This is a genomic window from Alteromonas antoniana, assembly GCF_019249295.1.
GTDB classification, from domain to species: Bacteria; Pseudomonadota; Gammaproteobacteria; order Enterobacterales; family Alteromonadaceae; genus Alteromonas; species Alteromonas antoniana.
The window spans coordinates 17,468-36,609 of record NZ_JAESDH010000009.1 but is presented as its reverse complement, the minus strand read 5'-3'; the positions used below and the strand labels follow the sequence as shown (position 1 = coordinate 36,609).

Below are 19,142 nucleotides of genomic sequence, written 5' to 3'. Positions count from 1 at the left end.
GTAAAGAAATTTTAAAATGGAAAAGTTTGTTGTATATGATGCCGACTGGCAAACACCTGCCAGAACAGAACAGTATGTTTATGAAAGTTTGTCTAACGATGCCGAAATTTTGGATAATGCAGTTTATGTTGCGTTCCCATGGGCTAACTTAATAGATGGGTTGGCAAGACAAACTGAGTTGGGCTCTCGCCTATTAGTAGAATACGAAAAGTTAGTAGCCGAGTGTAAAAACATTAGCGGAAAGCGCATTGTTACAGCATGTCAGCACATAAAATTTAAAGACTACTATAATCTTTTTTATGATATTGGTATTACAGACCTTTTTGTCTCACACAAGGAGAAAGGTCAGACAAATCTAGGCGCGATTAACTTATATCCTCTACAGCTTTTCCCTGTTCAAGCCGCTTCAGAAATAAAGGAGCTTTATGAAGTCGCGGACTCTATCACTGAGTTTCAAAATCGTGAGTACCTCTTCTCATTTGTAGGTGCGTATGATGGAAGGTATTATCTTACAGATAGCAGGAAACATATTTTTGAAGAATTGAAAGGATGTTCTGGGGGGTTAGTAACAGAAAGATTATCATGGCACTATCAAGCCCGGGTGTATGACGAGCAGGTATACGGAAAATCTCTGTCTTCCGAATATTTAACAGAAGAACAAAGAAATGCTGTTGAATATATTAACGTTATGCAGAACAGTAAGTTCTCACTGTGTCCATCGGGTACCGGCCCCAACTCCATTCGTTTATGGGAGTCTTTGGAATATGAGTGTATACCAGTAATCCTAGCGGACACACTTGATCTTCCCAGCGATCAATCATTGTGGGAAGAAGCGTGTGTATTTATTAAGGAAGATAAACACTCTATTGCTAAGATACCTGAAATCCTAAAAAAAATAGAGTCGGATAGCGACCTCCTAAAACAGAAGTTAAGTGCGCTTAAAGAGCTCAAAAGGACTTTAGGTTTAGAGAACTTCAGTTCACATATTAGACAGGAATTAGATCTTATAAATGATAAGTCTCATTCCGGAAAGTCACTAACACTGGTTTGTGCAAATATTTCTGATGCGCAAGCCTATGAGTGGTTATCTTATTTAGAATCAGTATTTAATTTTTTCTCATACGATTTTTCGGTAAGAGTTGTAGGTTTTGAGGCGATTGACGTCAATAAGTATGACTTCAGTATTCACAAGCTTAATAGCTGCCAATTCGATTTTTCACAAGACTTTGTGACTCTCTTCGATAGTAAAACCTTGTCTGCCCCTATTTTAGACAAGTTTGATAACTTCTTCCTTATTCCCAAAAGCGCACCTAAGCTAAAAAATAAGCAACTCTATAAACTTATTTCAGAGCAGGAAAGTGAGTCTGAAAGTAAGTGCTGGTCGCCTCGCGCAACTATCATTACGTCAATGTTTAATGGTGACGAGTATAAAGATGGATTCCTTGATAATGTGGGTAAATTTTCTAATTTAGAAGAGTTAGAGAATTTTATTTTCCGGCCTCAATCACGAGGAAAAGAGCATGAAGACATTGTCGAATTCGGATTGCGACACAGTTCTACGGTTTATTTTTGGTTAAAACAAGATCCTGGTCTCTATGATGTATGGAATTTCGCAGCTAGAATTTCTAGTTCAAAATACCTGACTAATGCAAATATCGACGATAAAAGAGCACCTTTGCATATTGCCTCATTAACAGAGGCTTTAGATCAGAATGCAGACTGCGATGTGGCGAGCTCGGGCCTGAGAGTGACTGATACAAAGAATCTCTCTTGGGAGGAGTCATCTGATGAGATGGTCTGGTATACCCCAAAGACTCCAACAAAATATAGTGTTGAGAAGCTCGCAAAATACAATGACCAACAAAATGTCATGCAGGCACACAACATTCCTCATTGCATGCCGGTGTGGCGGACTAAGCTTCATAGGGAAAATGGCTACTTCAATGAGCGTCGTTTCGGACCATCATCTGACTGGGAATTTTGGTTAAGGTGTGGGAAGAATAGTAGCCAATTTTACCTATTAGACCAATCATACGGCTTATATTATCGGGCTCCTCAGTCTTATTGGCGTCGAGACCCGAATGCAAAGAATTATGATTTGGTAATTAGCAAAGAATACTTTTCAGGAGATGTACTAAGAGCGTCTCCTTTCACTGCAAATCTTAACGCACCTAAGTTTTCAGAACTTCTAAATAGCTTTGCAAAGTCAGATTATTATCATGGTATTTCTTTGCTATTTGAGGTAGCTCGAATTCCAAATAAAACGCAAAGTGAAAAAGACCTTATTGAAAGAATATCTAGCTATTATTTAGAAGTTGGATATAGCGATATTGTTGATGCTGCTCAAAGACTCGAGCCTGTGAGAGAGACGAAGGATATATATGCTGATTTGTTAGGTTGTTATTTACGAGCTTTGAAAACACCTAGTGAAGGGCTACTAAAACGTCTTCTATTATGTGCGGACAAGGTTGTTAGCGCAGATAACGACCTACTAGGCTGGTTGTTCTTCGCTAAGATTTACAATGTAGCGGGAGAGTTGGAAAAAGAATCGCTTTGCTTATCGAACGCTTATAAGGTGGACTCCTATGAATTTTGGTGTTCTGTAAACAGATTCTATGGATGTGAATATAGTCTTAAATACTTTATTGATTTGTTGGAAGACTATACAGACGTACCTTTAATGTCCGATTTGTCCTGGGTTCCAAAGGACGGTAGCGGTACCATCTACTTCTTGCCGGATTATACACACGGGAACCCCTATCAGACATTACTGTATCAAAATTTAGTCAAGTCTGGAGTTTCTGTTTCCGGGCTATCAGAAAATGATAGTATTAATCTTGATCTAGATAAGTTTAAAACAAGAGATGTTCTGCATATACATTGGATCAATGTTTTATTTAGAGGCCATACTCTTGACACGCTTCCAAGTTATCTCAATAGCTTCATCGATAAATTAAAAGAGTTAAAGGAAAAAGGCGTTAAGCTTGTCTGGACTGTTCATAATCGAGCAAACCACGAGCAAATACATAAGCCGACAGAACTTGCATTTCGTCGAGAACTAACTCAGCTATGTGATGTTGTGTTATTGCACCACCCAATGTTGAAGGCCGAAATATCTGAATGGCTACATAAAGACGCTCATATAGAAATAATTGAGCATGGCCTATATCAAAAGAATTATCCCAATAATATAGGGAGAAAGGACGCTAGGAACACTCTCAAGTTAACAGGTGAGGAGCTAGCAATTACGACATTGGGTCAAGTTAGGGAATACAAAAATCTGGACGAAAAAGTAACCTTAGTAGATGAGTTACTGAACAGAGACGGTTTGAAAATTAAGTATTTAATAGCTGGTAGAGTAAGTTGTAAAAATACATTGGAAGCCCTATCGAAATCGCATAGTAATATAGTTTGTGAAAACAGATTTATAAATGACGATGAAATTCAAATATATTTGAATGCTGCAGATTTCGTTTTACTCACTTATAGGGATATATTGACGTCAGGGAGTCTTTTTCAGTCCCTGACATTTTATAAAGATGTAATCGCGCCGAGTCTTGGAAGTATTAAGTATTATGTTTCCGATGGTATAAACGGGTATTTATACGACGAAATCATGTCATTAGAAAGTATATTAAAGAAATTAGCTGAGAATGGTGCCTTGCTAAACGGTAAATCAAGAATGATGATGCCATGTTGGCCTGATTTTTAATCATATTTAGAGTTTATAATATGTATGTTATAAGCTAATGTTTGTACATGGCGTCTTCTGAAAAGACGATTCGTTGTTTCATTTTAATATTTTTATTATTTTGTATCGTCGCCAAATGGTTCTATGCACGAAGTTAATTCATACCAGGTCTAGTAGCTAGGGGACTCGATAGAATCTACTGGTTAACGTAGGATTTAGTAATAAAATTTTTTTGAGTTCTGATTTTTTTCAATTTACTTCTGTTAATCCTTTTTCGGGTTCCTGGTATGTTTCTTGTTGGTTTTATTGGCTATGCGAGGATGCTTGTTTTAACTAATTCGCTGAAATGCGCCGTTTTTATAAATTATGAGGTTTAAATGAAGGACGAAAATACTTTTCAATTCAAAATAAGCGGTAACGATATCGCAATAGCTAAAGAGCTCGCTGATTCTTATAAAGTTTATCTGCAAACTGATGTTATACCTGTTAGACACCTCTTGAAAAATGATTTGGTTGACATTCTTTATTTTCATGGATTATCTCACGCTGGGCTTTTCTACAAATCTAATGCATATGATAAAAATAAACTGCAGATTAAGTGCATTTCTCTTCCTTGGTACTCAGGTGCGGGAAAGTTGACCAAGCAAGTTCAATTTATAAAGAATTTATGTGCTGGCGAATTAGACAGAGCTAATACCATAATTCTTGCAAATACTGTCGACGAGTTGCAGGAAGCTATTCAATGTGGTTTTCATAACTCAATTTTATGCAACAATAATTGTTGGCTTGACTGGAATCTTTTTGACATTAATAGTCGAGCTAAATCATTTGATTTGGTCGTAAATGCAAGACCTGAAAAGTGGAAAAGAGTTCATTTAGCTTCAAAAGTTCAGGATCTTGCTATAATCCAAGGTAAGAATTACAGGCCCAACGAGTATGTCGATTACAAGTTAATGAACCCCAAATATTTGAATGAAGAACGGATCAGTGTCAGCGAAGTTTTCGATATTGTTGCGCAGTCATTTGCTGGGGGGTGTTTTTCTGCTGAAGAAGGTGCATGTTATTCTTCAAGCGAGTACTTACTCAGCGGGATACCGATTGTAAGCACTAAATCCTTGGGTGGTCGCGACGTATGGTATAATCCATTCAACAGTATAATTATAGATGAGCCGACACCTGAGGCTGTCGCAGGTGCTGTCGAAGAATTGAAGTTTATGTGTGATAGTAATGTTATAGATCCTATGGAGATAAGAGATAATCATATTCGTCTTCAAAAGAGGTTTATCTCTATTTTCATCAGAAAAGTTCAATCTATACTAGACACTAATATTAGTGTTAAGTTTGATTTTCAAGATATATTCAAAAGGAGCTATTATCATAAAATGGCAGCCTTTAGTAAGTTTGAAGAAGTATGATGAATTCTAATGGAAAAATTTTTATTAAATGAGATTGTGTTATGAAATTTGTGGATTTTTTTAAGGGAGAAAGTTTGGATGGAGTTGTGGAATCTTGTCCTCAGCTTACTACAATTATTGATGAGGTGTCTAAAGAGTCTTTTCCAGTCGACTTAATAAGTTCGATTGCAAATAGGGAACAATTTCATCTAATTTCAGATTCTAATACTTTTACTTATCCCTTTGTTGATAGTCTACATACGGCCACACCAGACCATAGGTGCTTTCTTGCTTTTGGTGATAAAGAAAATTCATTTTATGTGATAGTTCATTACTCACCGATAGCGATTTACTTACCTAAGCAGAACACTTTTATTAGTTTATACAAAATATACGAAACTACTCCTGAAAAACTTGTAGGGGATTTGAACGAATTACTTGAAAAAATTACGAATCCATTCGAGCTCGGTGAATCTGGAGATAATAAGAGCCTTGGTTTGTTAATAAGAAGTCTTCGGCCATTTCATTATTTTTTTGAAGTTGAATACGGGCTATGGAACGTCGTAGAGAGTAGGAGGCTTAACGTAGATGATTTGTGCTACTTTATCAATACGGAGGAGTCGTTTTTTCCTTTTTGGGAGATCGACTTGTTTAAGTCTTCGGTCAAAGAGTATTCATTACCAACAGACTTCAACAAAGACGAATATAAAAATTTTGTAGTTGTTCCGCCATTCTTACCAGTAAAATATCCTGGTGGTGGTAGCCTTAAGGCTATTAATGAAGAGCTTGCAAACCCAGATAAGTTAGTGGTTGAGAAATCTCTGGAGCTTTGTAAGACTGAGGATCTATATAGAGACGCGGTATCAGAGCTTGAATCTTGTTCGGTTGTACTCTGGTTTGGTATTTGTAGCGAAAAGCGCAAATGGCATGAAATGATACAAACTATTGTAAATATTTCGCAAGTTTTGGTTCATAGAGGAGAGAATGTAGGTCTTGTTTTAGACGGAATGACTGGGCGTATTTCTAGCGAAGTGGAATACAAAAAGCACCTGACAGAGTATGACAATAAGGTCATTGATGAAATAAAGGCACTTTTACCTAGTAATGTGAAGTGCGTAAACCTTATCAACGCAACAAGTTGGGTCAAGTTAGGTATTGCTAGCAAAGTTGACTTTTTCATGTGCCACCACATGACAGATTCTATTTTTATTTCCAGATTTTCTGGTGTGGATGGTGTTACTCACCAGTCTCGTATTGGAACAATTGCGAAATCTCCCCAATATAGACACCCAAGTATTTCGCAGATTCCTGCTGAATGGATTGACGACGATGAGAGTAACGGCAGGTCACCAGATACGTCATACAGTATCGAGTGTGATAAAGTTACCGATCTCTTTATTAATCAATTGTTCAAAGTTCTCAATAAGAAAAGGGGCAGCGTTTGATAACTTTGTTTGTATCATCGTCTATTTTAGCTTTCGTTAGCTCGCGCTTTTCTTTTTGAAAAACATAGACACATTTCTACAACCGTCGGCTTTTTTGTATCTTATTTTATTTAATTTTGATTCGGATATTGCCTTCATTTACTGGTTTTTAGATGGTGAATTTAAAATGGATTTGGCGCTTGGATAATTAAATAATTTTTTTCGTAGACTAAGCTCTGCAGTTTAAGAAAATGTCGAAATTTAAAGTTTCGCCGACTCAGATCTTATTTTTTTAAGTATCTTTTAAAGTTGACTTCTTTTTTTAAATTGCAAGTTTTTAATTCATTTTAGCCAAAAATAAAATGGTGTCATTTGTTTAAAGGTACAGAGAGTTAATTTATAAGGTTTTAGATTCCTAATCTATATTTTGTCGTATAGTTGGACGTGGCTTCAGTTATCACGAATTAGCCTAGTGGAAAGTGCGGCGTATTTTTGTTGCAACATTATAAAAAGTAAAAGTGATCTATTTGAGTTTATCAATACTCACTATGATTTTCTTTTTAGGCACAAATTTTGGAAAAGTTACTATGAAAAATGAATTAAATATACTGGATTGCACTTTGAGAGACGGGGGGTACTATAACAATTGGAACTTCCCTTCGGATGTCGTTCGAGATTACTTACATGCAATGGATTCTGCAAATGTTGATATAGTAGAATTGGGACTACGTTCTATTAAAAACTCCAGTTTTAAAGGAGCTTCTGCTTATACAACAGACGACTATATCAATTCTTTACAGGTGCCGAACTCTTTAAAAGTCGCTGTTATGGTAAATGCTTCAGAATTAGTTGGCGAGGATTCCATAGAGTCTGTTCTAAGCCAGCTATTCCCTTGCGATGCTAAATCTTCACCGGTGGACGTGGTAAGGATAGCCTGCCATGTTCATGAGTTTGAAAATGCATTACCCGCTACTAGCTTACTAAAAGAGAAAGGTTTCATCGTTGGCTTTAATTTAATGCAGATTGCTGATCGTTCACAGGAAGAGGTAGAGTCGCTCGCCAAAGCCGCGTCAGGTTATGACATAGACGCATTATATTTCGCTGACTCTATGGGAAGTATGGACTCTGCACAGTGCAAAAAAATTATTGGCTGGTTGCAAAAACACTGGAACGGATCCTTAGGTATTCATACACACGATAACATGGGTAAAGCACTAGAAAATACTTTAACAGCAGCTGAGTCAGGTGTTAGTTGGCTAGATTCAACTGTTACTGGTATGGGGCGAGGGCCTGGTAACGCTCGAACTGAGGAGCTAGTGATTGAGGTTGCTGAGCTTCATAATAAACAAATAAATCTTGTTCCTCTTCTTTCACTGATTAATAGATATTTTCAGCCTCTTAAAAATAAGTGTGGGTGGGGCTCTAATCCTTATTATTTTCTCTCGGGGAAGTATGGAATACATCCGACGTTTGTTCAGGAAATGCTTGCTGACTCTCGTTTTGATGAAGAAGATATCTTAGCTACGCTCGAACATTTGAAGGTTGAAGGTGGCTCTAAATTTAGTCACGATACTTTGGATGCAACGCGTAAATTCTACAATAAACCGGCTCAAGGAACTTGGTCCCCTAAATCTTGTCTTGAAGGAAAAGACATTTTAATTCTTGGAGCCGGCCCGGGATTAGAAGAACATCGTCTTGCAGTTGAAGCTTATATTAGAAAATATCGCCCAGTCGTTATAGCCATGAATACGCAATCGATACTTGCTGAAGATATGGTTGACCTTAGGATAGCTAGCCACCCTGTGCGCCTGCTTGCAGATTGTGATAAACACGTAGCACTACCTCAGCCACTGATAACGCCTGTTAGCTCACTTCCTGAGGATGTTTTAGAGTCGTTAAAGAATAAAAAATGTTTCGATTTTGGTCTCAAGGTAACCTCTGAAGTTTTTAGTGTCGAGGAAACTTCCGCAGAGCTGCCTAATTCTCTTGTAATAAGCTATGCGCTTGCAGTTGCTGCGTCAGGCAATTCTAAACGGATCTATTTGGCGGGATTTGACGGTTTTGGCGCCGCAGACAAACGGTCTGAAGAGATGCAAAAAGTATTTAATCTCTTTACAGAAAGTACTGGACGTTCAATAACCTCAATTACGAACACATCTTACGACATTCCTTCTATATCTGCTTACGGGGTGTAACTGTGGAATCTAGTGAAAAAGTCGCAATTGTTATTCCAGCAAGATTTGCATCATCAAGGTATCCTGGAAAACCACTAGTCAAGCTACTAGGAAAACCCATGATAATCTGGGTGGCAGAGTTATGCTCTCTCGCAGTGTCAAGCGACAATGTATACGTTGCCACTGACGATCACAGAATAAAAGGTGTTGTAGAAAGCTTTGGATTTAACGCTGTAATGACTGGTGATGCACTTACAGGTACAGACCGGATCGCTGAAGCTGCAAAAAGCATTGATGCTGACATTATTGTCAACGTGCAAGGTGATGAGCCTTTGGTAGAGCCGGATGATATCCACAAAGTAATTTCAGCTAAGCTCAAACACCCTGATATGATTATAAACGGGTACAGTTACCTCAGTGCAGATGAAAACCCTCAGAGTGTAAATATTCCAAAAGTTGTAACGACAGAAGATGACGTGCTTTTATACATGTCTAGGTTGGCTGTGCCAGGTTTTAAAGAAAGCTCAAGGGCTCCTAAGAGCTATAAAAAGCAAGTTTGCATCTATGCTTTTGATAAAGTACAGCTTCATAAATATCGAAGTTACGGTAGAAAGAGCAATATTGAAGAGTCTGAAGATATAGAGATATTGAGGTTTTTAGAGCTTGGCCAACAAGTTAAGATGATAAAAACTCGTCCTGGTAGTTATGCTGTTGACGCTCCTGAAGATGTGAGCGTTGTTGAAGCTGCACTCAAAAAGAAACTTGCTGATGCTTAAAAATTTAAAAGAGTACAAAACACTCGTTTTTGACTGTGATGGTGTTATTTTAAACTCAAATAAAATAAAGTCCGAAGCTTTCTATAATTCAGTCTCCGATTACGGTCATGAGGTTGCACGGCAATTAGTTGACCATCATATAAAGTATGGAGGAGTGTCTAGGTACGAAAAATTTAAGTATTTTTTCGCTCGTATATTAAATCGTAGCGTGTCATCAGATGAATTGAATTCTGTAATTGACAGATATGCAAACGAGGTAAGACAAGGTTTGCTCAGTTCTGAAGTCGCTGAAGGATTGGGGGAGCTTAGAATTGCTACCCAAGGTGCAACTTGGCTTGTTGCGTCAGGGGGTGCACAAGATGAATTAAGGGTTATATTCAATAACCTTAATCTAGCAGAGTATTTTGACGGCGGTGTTTTCGGAAGCCCAACACCGAAAGATAAGATTGTAGAGATGCAATTACGTAGTGGAGCGATTGGGAACCCTTCCCTTTTCCTCGGTGATAGTAGACTCGACTACGAAGTAGCAAACAAGTTTAATTTAGACTTTGTGTTCATCACGCAGTGGAGCGAGTTTGAAGGGATAGAGAAGTATTCGAAAGAGCACAACATAGTAATGGAACGTGATATCAAGAGTTTGCTGTCTGCTTCTGGGGTTGAGTAGGTAACCTAACTCTTTGCGATGGAACAAGAGTAAGTGAAACCTCAATAGACAACAAAAGCATTAGAGGAATAAAAATTGAAAAAAGCATTAATTACCGGGGTTACCGGTCAAGACGGTTCTTATTTAGCCGAATTTTTGTTGGAAAAAGGATATGAAGTTCACGGAATTAAACGTCGTGCCTCATTATTCAATACCGAGCGTGTCGATCATATCTATGAAGACCCTCATAATGAGAACCCTCACTTTTTCTTACATTATGGAGATCTTACCGACACATCAAATTTGACTCGGATTTTATCCGAAGTACAGCCTGACGAAGTTTACAACCTTGGCGCGCAATCACATGTTGCCGTTTCTTTTGAGGCACCTGAGTACACAGCTGATGTTGATGCGATAGGGACACTGAGGTTACTCGAAGCAATACGTTTCTTAGGTCTTGAGAAAAAGACAAAGTTTTATCAGGCGTCCACCTCTGAACTATATGGCTTGGTCCAAGAAATTCCTCAAAAGGAAACGACGCCGTTTTATCCCCGTTCGCCGTATGCTGTTGCAAAAATGTACGCGTACTGGATTACTGTTAATTACCGTGAATCGTACGGTATGTATGCCTGTAACGGTGTACTTTTCAATCACGAATCTCCGCGTCGGGGCGAGACCTTCGTTACAAGAAAAATCACTCGTGGCGTTGCTAATATCGCCCAAGGGTTAGAGTCTTGTCTGTACCTTGGAAATATGGACGCGCTTCGCGATTGGGGCCATGCAAAAGACTATGTTCGAATGCAGTGGATGATGCTGCAACAAGACACTGCCGAAGATTTCGTAATCGCTACAGGTAAGCAGATTTCTGTTCGAGACTTTGTCCGCCTTAGCTGTAAGGAAGCGGGTATTTCTGTAGAGTTTAGTGGCGAGGGGGTCGACGAAGTGGCAACTGTCGCTGAAGTTGATGAAAGTATTGCTCCAGGCGTCGAAGTTGGCGATGTAATTATTAAGGTAGATCCTCGGTATTTCCGCCCTGCAGAAGTTGAAACATTGCTTGGTGATCCATCTAAGGCTAAAGAAAAGCTTGGTTGGGTTCCTGAAATTACAGTAGAAGAAATGTGTGCAGAAATGGTGGCGTCGGATTTAGAGAAAGCTAAACAACACGCACTTTTGAAAAAACATGGTTACTCTGTTGCTGTAGCAAAGGAGTAGTTACCAAAACAACAGTCGTAAGTATGGGGTGTTGAAAAATGAAACCTAGAATTCACTTAGTCTCATTTGCAGATGGTTCATTCACCCGCAGAGCGGAGGGTTTTTCGCTCGAAGCCCATGCAACTGGTTTTTTCGACAGTGTTACAGTGTTTAACATGAACCTCTTGGACGAAGACTATATTAAACAACACAAGGGGTTCATGCTTTCGAATAACCGTGGTTTCGGTTATTGGATTTGGAAGCCACAAGTTGTTTTGCAAACTGCTCGCTTATACAGTTCCAACGATATTATTGTGTACATGGATGTAGGCTTCGAGCTCAACAAAGCCGGGAAGCAGAGATTTTTTGATTATATCGACTTAACGCTTTCTCACGAGTCTAAGATGCTTTCTTTCTCCAATACCCATACAGAGTATAGGTGGAATAAGCGTGACTTACCTCAAAGGCTCGACATTAGCTTAAATAGTCCGTTTTTAAAGACTACTCAGCTTGCAGCGGGTTTTTTTCTAATGCAGAACACGGCTGAAAATGTACATTTAATCGAGATGTGGAGAGATATAGCTGTCGAAGATAATTACCACTACTCTGATGATAGCCCTTCAAAAATAGATGAGCACCCTTGCTTTGTAGAGCATAGGCACGATGCAAGTATTTTTAGCCTGTTGAGGAAAACTCGGGGAACTGAAGTAACTCATTATGAAGTACAAACCTATCCTCATTTTGCAGGTCTGAAAGAACAACTTCCAGCCTGGGCTTCAAGAAAGGGAAGAGAGTAATGGGAGTTTTGAAATAAGAATGTATTTTGGGAAATAATATGAAACAGATATTCGTAGCTGGCCACCGCGGAATGGTTGGTGCTGCAATCCTAAGGCAACTCGAATCTCGTAGCGACGTAAACGTAATCACGCGAACAAAATCAGAGTTAGATCTAACTAGTCAAAAGGAAGTGTTGGACTTCTTCGCTCAAAACAGTATTGATGAAGTCTACTTGGCGGCAGCCAAAGTTGGTGGCATACATGCGAACAATACTTATCCCGCTGAATTCATTTACGAAAATTTGATGATCGAAGCCAATATCATCAACGCTGCACATCAAAATGATGTACAAAAGCTGCTTTTTTTAGGCTCCAGTTGTATCTATCCCAAAATGGCCCCGCAACCCATGACCGAAACAGCGTTGCTCACCGGCACGCTTGAGGAAACAAATGAGCCTTATGCCATTGCCAAGATCGCCGGCATTAAACTTTGCGAGAGCTATAATCGGCAATATGGAAGAGATTATCGTTCAGTAATGCCAACCAATTTATATGGCCCAAACGATAACTTTCACCCTGAAAACTCACATGTAATACCTGCCTTATTACGACGTTTTCACGAAGCGGCACAGCGCGGCGATGCAGAGGTGTTAGCCTGGGGCAGCGGAAAGCCTAAGCGAGAGTTTTTACACGTAGATGATATGGCTGCTGCCAGCGTTCACGTGATGGAGCTTGATAAGACAACTTACGACAATAATACCGAGCCTATGTTAAGCCATATCAATGTGGGAACAGGCGAGGATTGTACGATTAAAGAACTTGTCGAGACTGTCGCTAAAGTTACTGGATTTTCCGGTAAAATCGGCTGGGACACATCAAAACCTGATGGCACACCTAGAAAGTTAATGGACGTATCACGTCTGCATGCACTTGGCTGGAAGCATCATTATGATCTCGAAACAGGCTTGCAGCATGCATATCAGTGGTTTCTTGAAAACCAGGACAACTTTAGAGGTTAATGCGTTATAGCCCTTTTTTTCCGGGCTATCTGCTTACAATCCAGAAGGCGAGGCTTCATGTACCTGGACGATAAGACATTTTCTACTGTTTTAAGCAGCACCCCTTTGGTCTCTATCGACTTATTGATCGAAAATGGCAATGGTGAGTTTTTACTCGGGGAAAGACTAAACAGGCCAGCGAAAGGGTTTTGGTTTGTTCCGGGTGGCCGTATTTTAAAAAATGAGACCTTAAAAGAGGCGTTTTCGCGCTTAACGCTTACCGAACTTGGCGAGGCTTTCGATATTAATCAGGCCTCGCTGCAAGGGCCCTTTGATCACATTTATGACGATAGCGTTTTCGGGGAAACGCCCTCGACGCATTACGTGGCAATAGCGTACCGATTGAAGGTGAAAAAACTGGTTAATTTGCCTAGCGACCAGCACTCAACGTATCGCTGGTTCAGTTTGTCAGAAATCATACAAAATTCCGCAGTTCATCCGAATACGAAAGCCTATTTTGTATCGGGTTGAACACCACCTTTTATGCAGAAAAGGGATGCGTTGTGAATAAATGGTTGAGGGGGGGGATGTTTTGTTTAATCAAAATATTATAAACCAGGTAGCAGCGAAAACGTTCAGGCACTTTTCTGAATTACACCGTCACTGAACGTTAATAGAAGACTGCGGAGGGGGCTGCTTGCACCTCATCAGTTACGCCGTCTATACTGGCTGACCGCAAAGAGTAAAAAGGAGCAGTTGCTGATGGAAGCGCAGAAAAATAATACACAAAGCTTCTCCTGTATTTTTCAGGCAAGATCTGCACTGTCACAGCACAGGAATGAAACAGCAAGGCTTCTTTATAAACTAGCAGGGTTAAATCACCCGCTCCTGTCTTCTTCTGTCGCGCCGCTTGTAGATGCAATCACTTTGCATCAGAGCGGGGGGCGTAAAACAATTCCATCTTTATGGCTCATAGTGCAAGCCTCAAATATGGGGTTAGCAGAGCCAACAGTTCAGCTAGCATCAGAGCTGGGCCTTTCGGTTTCAGGTGTCAGTTTTGTCCATTCTGCAGATCAGTTGCCGGACGATGCTTTAGCTAAGCCATTACAAGAGAGTGGCATTAAAGTCGACTTTACAGAGCAAAATCAATCAAACCTGTTTGAGCAGTGGCTTGAGTGTCCAATTATAGATGGCGAACTTGATGTTATTCCGGTTTTTATCTCTCATTCCTGGCAGAGAAAGTTTCTTAAACGAAACCTTCTAGAGGCGATTACAAACGAATTATTTTCGCCAGGATACGCATTATACGATAAAGCCCGAATTCCCGATGAACTTACTAAAGCAAATAATACCTCGAATTTGGATGTCGTTCTGAGTGCGAACACCCCAGAACTATCTGAAGACAATATTTTACTTTTAAATGAATTTGCCGAAGTTACCGGAATACGGTTTCATCTAGTAGCACCATCTCCTGAGTGTATCTTTGGAGTCAGTCAGGTGATGTCTTTCCTCAGTGGAGAAGCTGTCGACCGTGTACAGATAAGCGATCAGAGCGAATATTTTAAATCTGACATAATCGAGTTTGTAAAGAAGCTAAAGGCAGAGCGTGTAGTGATTACATCAATTGCGTCAGCACACAAAGTGTTACCGCTTATCTGTAAGTTACTTCGCAATAACATCGAATTACCTGAATATACTGAAGACTTGCTCTGCGTTTATAAGGTTAGCGACTTTTTTACTTCAGATGATGCAGGCTCTGTTATTTCTCTTCCTGACAGTGTAACCGCATTGAATTCACAAACTCCGCCGACAGGCTTTATAACTTCTGAAGCGGTAACAAGACTAGGCGGGGTCTCCAACTTCAGACTAAAACCTTTCGCGTATGGTGGCAGGCTATTCTCAGAAATAGACAGGTGGTGGGCGCCGGCATCTGAAAAATCAGAAGATGCACCTGATCTAAATTATTTCCCTGAACAGATAGAAAGTAAAAATGGCTCGGTATTGGTTTTCGATATTCAGCCAATTACGCAATCGCACTCGCCAGAGCACAGGTTTCTCTCAGACGAAAATGTAAACCTTCGTCGTCGTGTAATCACTGCACGACGATTACCTGCAATAAGCTCTGCTGATAAATCGCATCAGGCAATTTTCATTATGACATGCTTCAATAAAGGGCCTCTGCTTGCAGAGAGTATCTTTGGCGTCATCATGCAAAGTTACCCCAACATAAAACTTATTTTTAGTGATGATGGCAGCGCTGATGATTCCGTCGATGTTGCAAAAAGCCTTTTTTCACTTGTTGATAACGACGCCTTTGTCGAACTTTATGAAGGAGGTGGAGGCGAGGGCACTTATCAGCTTAGGAATAAAGCAATACATAAGTATAGTGATACTGCAGCTGTTTATCTTATTAACGATGCAGATGACATAAGCACTGCACGTCGGGCCGAACTGCAGCTAGGTCAACTCCATTCGCAGGACAAAATATATAATTTTGGTGACATCGTACGGATAAACGCCCGTGGAAATGTACTCAGTTTAGAAGGGATCGCAGAGCGATACGGCACAGCCTCTTTTGCTGGAATAACGAGTATGCATAACACCTATGGTTATTATGAAAACCTCAGGAAGGGAGCTGATACAGAGTATATCGAGCGTCTGCAATATTTTGCTCCTCAGTACTCTGGCATGTGGTGGCGTTATCCAGTGCTGTTTCAAAGCTTTACCACTAACAATCTGACTGCTGATATCTACTCTGTGAACAAGCAAGGTAATTTATCTGAGGATATTACAGCGAGAAGTAAGTACATGGAGCTTTTCAGAGCGCGTCATAAGAAGATGCTGACGAGCTCATTAACAACAATATTTCCCTTCGACAACGCGCGCTTTCCGGAATCATATCTGCAGCTTATTCCAGACTTTCTGATGTCAAAACAAAAGGCTCATATTCTGCCAGAACCAAAGGTTAACGCTGAACTGGGAAGTCAATATTTGTCTGAATTAGGCTGGGAAGGCGCGTCTGAAAAAGTCACCCCGAGTTTGGATAACGACGGCTTGAAAATCGTCTCGGAGCTGGACTCAGATAAACATGCATATCTTATGTGTAATAAACGATTTGACGACACTTTGATACGCGCGCTTAGAGAGGAAAGTACGGGCGTCTTTTTTGAGACCGAGGGTAGCCTCGGAATAAGTTTTGTCCTCATATACCTGAACGCAAATGAAGAAAAACTGACACATCAGTTTTTTTGGGTAAATCAGGCAATGCCTGTTAAAATGCCTGCCGATTGTCGGGATGTGCAGTTAGGCTTTAGAATTCAGGGAAGTGGTGTTTGCCAAATCGGTAAAATCGAAGTTGGTATTTTCTAACTAATCTTATTGTATCTACTAAACTTAACCGCAACTTATTTCGCAGAACATCTCTTTTTATGGCGAGCTAGCAGTTTTGCTTGCCTGACCTTAGTCTGTTCTGCAGTCGTCTGACGCTCACAAAACAAATTTACGATTAATCGTAGCTGGTTGAGGCAAGTGGCTCGTCCGCGATAACTTTGAAGCTCAAAAAGACCTGCGCGACGATTCAGCTTTAACTGATAGAGTAATAGTGCTGGTGCACAAAGAAAGGCAAAGTAATGAAGTTTAATACATTATCGGTAGTGGGTTTAGGTTACATCGGACTCCCTACTGCTGCGGTATTCGCATCAAGAAAAATGAAAGTGATAGGCGTCGACGTCAGTGAAAAGGCGGTTAATACAATTAATCGCGGTGAAATTCACATTGTTGAGCCGGACCTCGATCTGGTTGTGCATGCTGCTGTAACGGAAGGGTATCTTCACGCAACGCTCAAGCCAGAGCCTGCTGACGCCTTCATTATGGCTGTTCCTACGCCATTTAAAGAAAACTACGAAGCCGATCTGAGTTATATCGAGAAAGCCTCAAAAGCTATCGCGCCAGTACTGAAAAAAGGAAACCTTGTTATCCTCGAGTCAACCTCACCAGTGGGTGCCACAGAGAGTATGGCTAAGTGGTTACAGGAAGCGAGACCTGATCTGACTTTTCCTCAGACACATGGCGATAAATCCGATATTCGAATAGCGCATTGTCCTGAAAGGGTACTTCCGGGGCATGTGCTAAGAGAGTTGGTTGAAAACGACAGAGTTATCGGTGGAATGTCTGCAGCCTGCTCTGAGGCGGCTATTGCACTGTATAAAACGGTCGTGAAAGGTGAGTGCGTGGTTACCAATGCACGTACGGCAGAAATGGCTAAGCTGACGGAAAATAGTTTCCGAGATGTGAATATCGCCTTTGCTAATGAGTTATCGGTTATCTGCGACAAACTCGATATTAATGTGTGGGAACTTATTGCGCTTGCGAACCGTCATCCAAGAGTGAATATCCTCCAACCCGGTGCTGGCGTGGGTGGACACTGTATTGCCGTAGATCCTTGGTTCATTGTTGCCAGTGCACCTGAGCAAGCAAGACTTATCAGGACAGCGAGGGAAGTAAATGATGATAAACCCGAGTGGGTACTTGAAAAGGTTCGCGAAAAGCTGGATGAGTGGCACAAAGCTAACCCGAACCTTGGTCGCGCGGACGCCAGAGTGGCAATTCTGGGAGTAGCCTTTAAACCCGATATAGATGATTTACGAGAAAGCCCTGCTTTAGGCATCGCTGAAAAAATCAGTGATATGGGGTGTAAGACAGTTTTGGTTGAGCCAAATATTGATGAGCTTCCTGAAAAACTGGCCAAGGCGAACGTTTCTTTAGTCGAAATTGAAAGGGCCTTGAAAGCGGATGTGGTGTGTATCTTGGTAAAGCATACCCCTTTCATCAAAATGAAAGATGAATTGGCGTCGCATGAGAGTGTTCTAGATGCTGTAGGCCTTTTGGCATAAGAGATTTAATTTAAATTTTGTCGTCGCATTAAAAGTAAAGAACAGAGATATATGAAAGTACTTACCGTGTTCGGGACCCGTCCAGAAGCTATAAAGATGGCACCTCTGGTAAAGTTAATGAGTAAAGATGATGCTTTTGACGCCAAAGTTTGCGTTACTGGACAGCACAGAGAAATGCTTGATCAGGTTCTGGAATTGTTTGATATAACCCCAGATTTTGACCTTAAGATCATGCGCCCAGGCCAGGATCTCACTGACGTTACCACAAGTATTTTGCAGGGTATCAAGCCAGTTCTAACGGAGTTTAAACCAGACATAGTATTGGTTCACGGTGACACCGCGACAACACTTGCGGCTTCTCTTGCAAGTTATTATCAGCAGATTCCTGTTGGTCATGTGGAGGCAGGCCTGAGAACCGGTAACATATATTCACCATGGCCCGAGGAAGCAAACAGAAAGCTGACAGGCGCGCTGGCTAAACTTCACTTTGCTCCTACCGAAAAATCTGCACAAAACCTTTATAACGAAGGGGTGGCGACGGCATCGGTTTTCGTGACTGGAAATACAGTAATCGATGCGCTGTTGAATGTCGTTGATAACATCACAAATAGCCCGGATTTAGAGAGCAGATTTTCTGAGCAGTTTTCATTCATCGACAATCAGAAAAAGCTAATTTTAGTCACCGGTCACAGGCGAGAAAGCTTTGGCGGTGGGTTTGAGCGAATTTGTGAAGCGCTAGCCAAAATTGCCAAAGAAAATGAAGACTGCCAAATCGTATATCCGGTACATCTAAACCCGAATGTCCAGGAGCCAGTGAACCGTCTGCTGTCTGATATAGATAACATTACATTAATTGAGCCGCTTGATTACTTGCCTTTCGTATATCTGATGAACCGAAGTTTCCTTATTCTTACTGATTCTGGCGGAATTCAGGAAGAAGCGCCGTCGCTGGGTAAGCCGGTTTTAGTCATGCGGGAAACAACCGAAAGACCAGAAGCAGTGGAAGCGGGAACTGTGAAGCTTGTTGGCACTGACGTTGAACTCATTACTCAAGAGATCAACGCGTTACTGAGTGACCGTCATTACTATGAAGAAATGAGCTTTGCTCATAATCCTTACGGTGATGGAAAGGCCAGTGCAAGAATTTGTGATGCAATTAAACAGGCGATAAGTGCTTAGTTGG

Annotated in this window: 13 protein-coding genes; all 13 read left to right on the top strand. The window is 40.7% G+C overall.

Translation table 11 applies throughout. The annotated features are described in order from the left end of the window. The first annotated feature begins 16 nt into the window (after positions 1 to 16). Positions 17 to 3,712, top strand: a complete 3,696-nt coding sequence (locus tag JKP77_RS09400) for an exostosin domain-containing protein (RefSeq protein WP_218310934.1) — start codon at positions 17 to 19, stop codon at positions 3,710 to 3,712. Between the two features lie 356 nt (positions 3,713 to 4,068). Further along, positions 4,069 to 5,106 (top strand): glycosyltransferase, encoded by a 1,038-nt coding sequence (locus JKP77_RS09395; protein WP_218310933.1) that lies wholly within the window; start codon positions 4,069 to 4,071, stop codon positions 5,104 to 5,106. A 41-nt stretch (positions 5,107 to 5,147) separates the two neighbouring features. Next, positions 5,148 to 6,530 (top strand): hypothetical protein, encoded by a 1,383-nt coding sequence (locus JKP77_RS09390; protein WP_218310932.1) that lies wholly within the window; start codon positions 5,148 to 5,150, stop codon positions 6,528 to 6,530. A gap of 566 nt (positions 6,531 to 7,096) precedes the next feature. After that, positions 7,097 to 8,704: an aldolase catalytic domain-containing protein gene (locus JKP77_RS09385; protein WP_218310931.1), complete on the top strand. Its 1,608-nt coding sequence runs from the start codon at positions 7,097 to 7,099 to the stop codon at positions 8,702 to 8,704. 2 nt (positions 8,705 to 8,706) lie between these two features. Further along, positions 8,707 to 9,459, top strand: coding sequence for a 3-deoxy-manno-octulosonate cytidylyltransferase (locus JKP77_RS09380; protein ID WP_218310930.1), 753 nt, complete (start codon positions 8,707 to 8,709; stop codon positions 9,457 to 9,459). Beyond that, positions 9,452 to 10,123 carry an HAD family hydrolase gene (locus JKP77_RS09375; protein WP_218310929.1) on the top strand — a complete coding sequence of 224 codons (672 nt, stop codon included), beginning with the start codon at positions 9,452 to 9,454 and terminating at the stop codon, positions 10,121 to 10,123. Before JKP77_RS09380 ends, JKP77_RS09375 begins: the two co-directional genes overlap by 8 nt. Positions 10,124 to 10,198: 75 nt before the next feature. Next, the gene (gene gmd, locus JKP77_RS09370; RefSeq protein WP_218310928.1) at positions 10,199 to 11,314 is read left to right on the top strand and encodes a GDP-mannose 4,6-dehydratase; all 1,116 of its coding nucleotides are present in this window, start codon (positions 10,199 to 10,201) and stop codon (positions 11,312 to 11,314) included. Between the two features lie 38 nt (positions 11,315 to 11,352). Next, positions 11,353 to 12,090, top strand: a complete 738-nt coding sequence (locus JKP77_RS09365) for a hypothetical protein (protein WP_218310927.1) — start codon at positions 11,353 to 11,355, stop codon at positions 12,088 to 12,090. 26 nt (positions 12,091 to 12,116) lie between these two features. Then, positions 12,117 to 13,088: a GDP-L-fucose synthase gene (fcl, locus tag JKP77_RS09360; RefSeq protein WP_476726936.1), complete on the top strand. Its 972-nt coding sequence runs from the start codon at positions 12,117 to 12,119 to the stop codon at positions 13,086 to 13,088. 57 nt (positions 13,089 to 13,145) lie between these two features. Further along, entirely contained in the window at positions 13,146 to 13,598 is a 453-nt protein-coding gene (locus tag JKP77_RS09355) for a GDP-mannose mannosyl hydrolase (RefSeq protein WP_218310925.1), read from the top strand. Positions 13,599 to 13,829: 231 nt separating this feature from the next. Then, positions 13,830 to 16,436 (top strand): glycosyltransferase family A protein, encoded by a 2,607-nt coding sequence (locus JKP77_RS09350; RefSeq protein ID WP_218310924.1) that lies wholly within the window; start codon positions 13,830 to 13,832, stop codon positions 16,434 to 16,436. Between the two features lie 260 nt (positions 16,437 to 16,696). Continuing rightward, positions 16,697 to 17,959 carry a UDP-N-acetyl-D-mannosamine dehydrogenase gene (gene wecC / locus JKP77_RS09345; protein ID WP_218310923.1) on the top strand — a complete coding sequence of 421 codons (1,263 nt, stop codon included), beginning with the start codon at positions 16,697 to 16,699 and terminating at the stop codon, positions 17,957 to 17,959. Positions 17,960 to 18,010: 51 nt separating this feature from the next. Next, on the top strand, positions 18,011 to 19,138 hold the full coding sequence (gene wecB, locus JKP77_RS09340; RefSeq protein WP_218310922.1) for a non-hydrolyzing UDP-N-acetylglucosamine 2-epimerase: 1,128 nt from the start codon (positions 18,011 to 18,013) through the stop codon (positions 19,136 to 19,138). Positions 19,139 to 19,142: the final 4 nt, after the last annotated feature.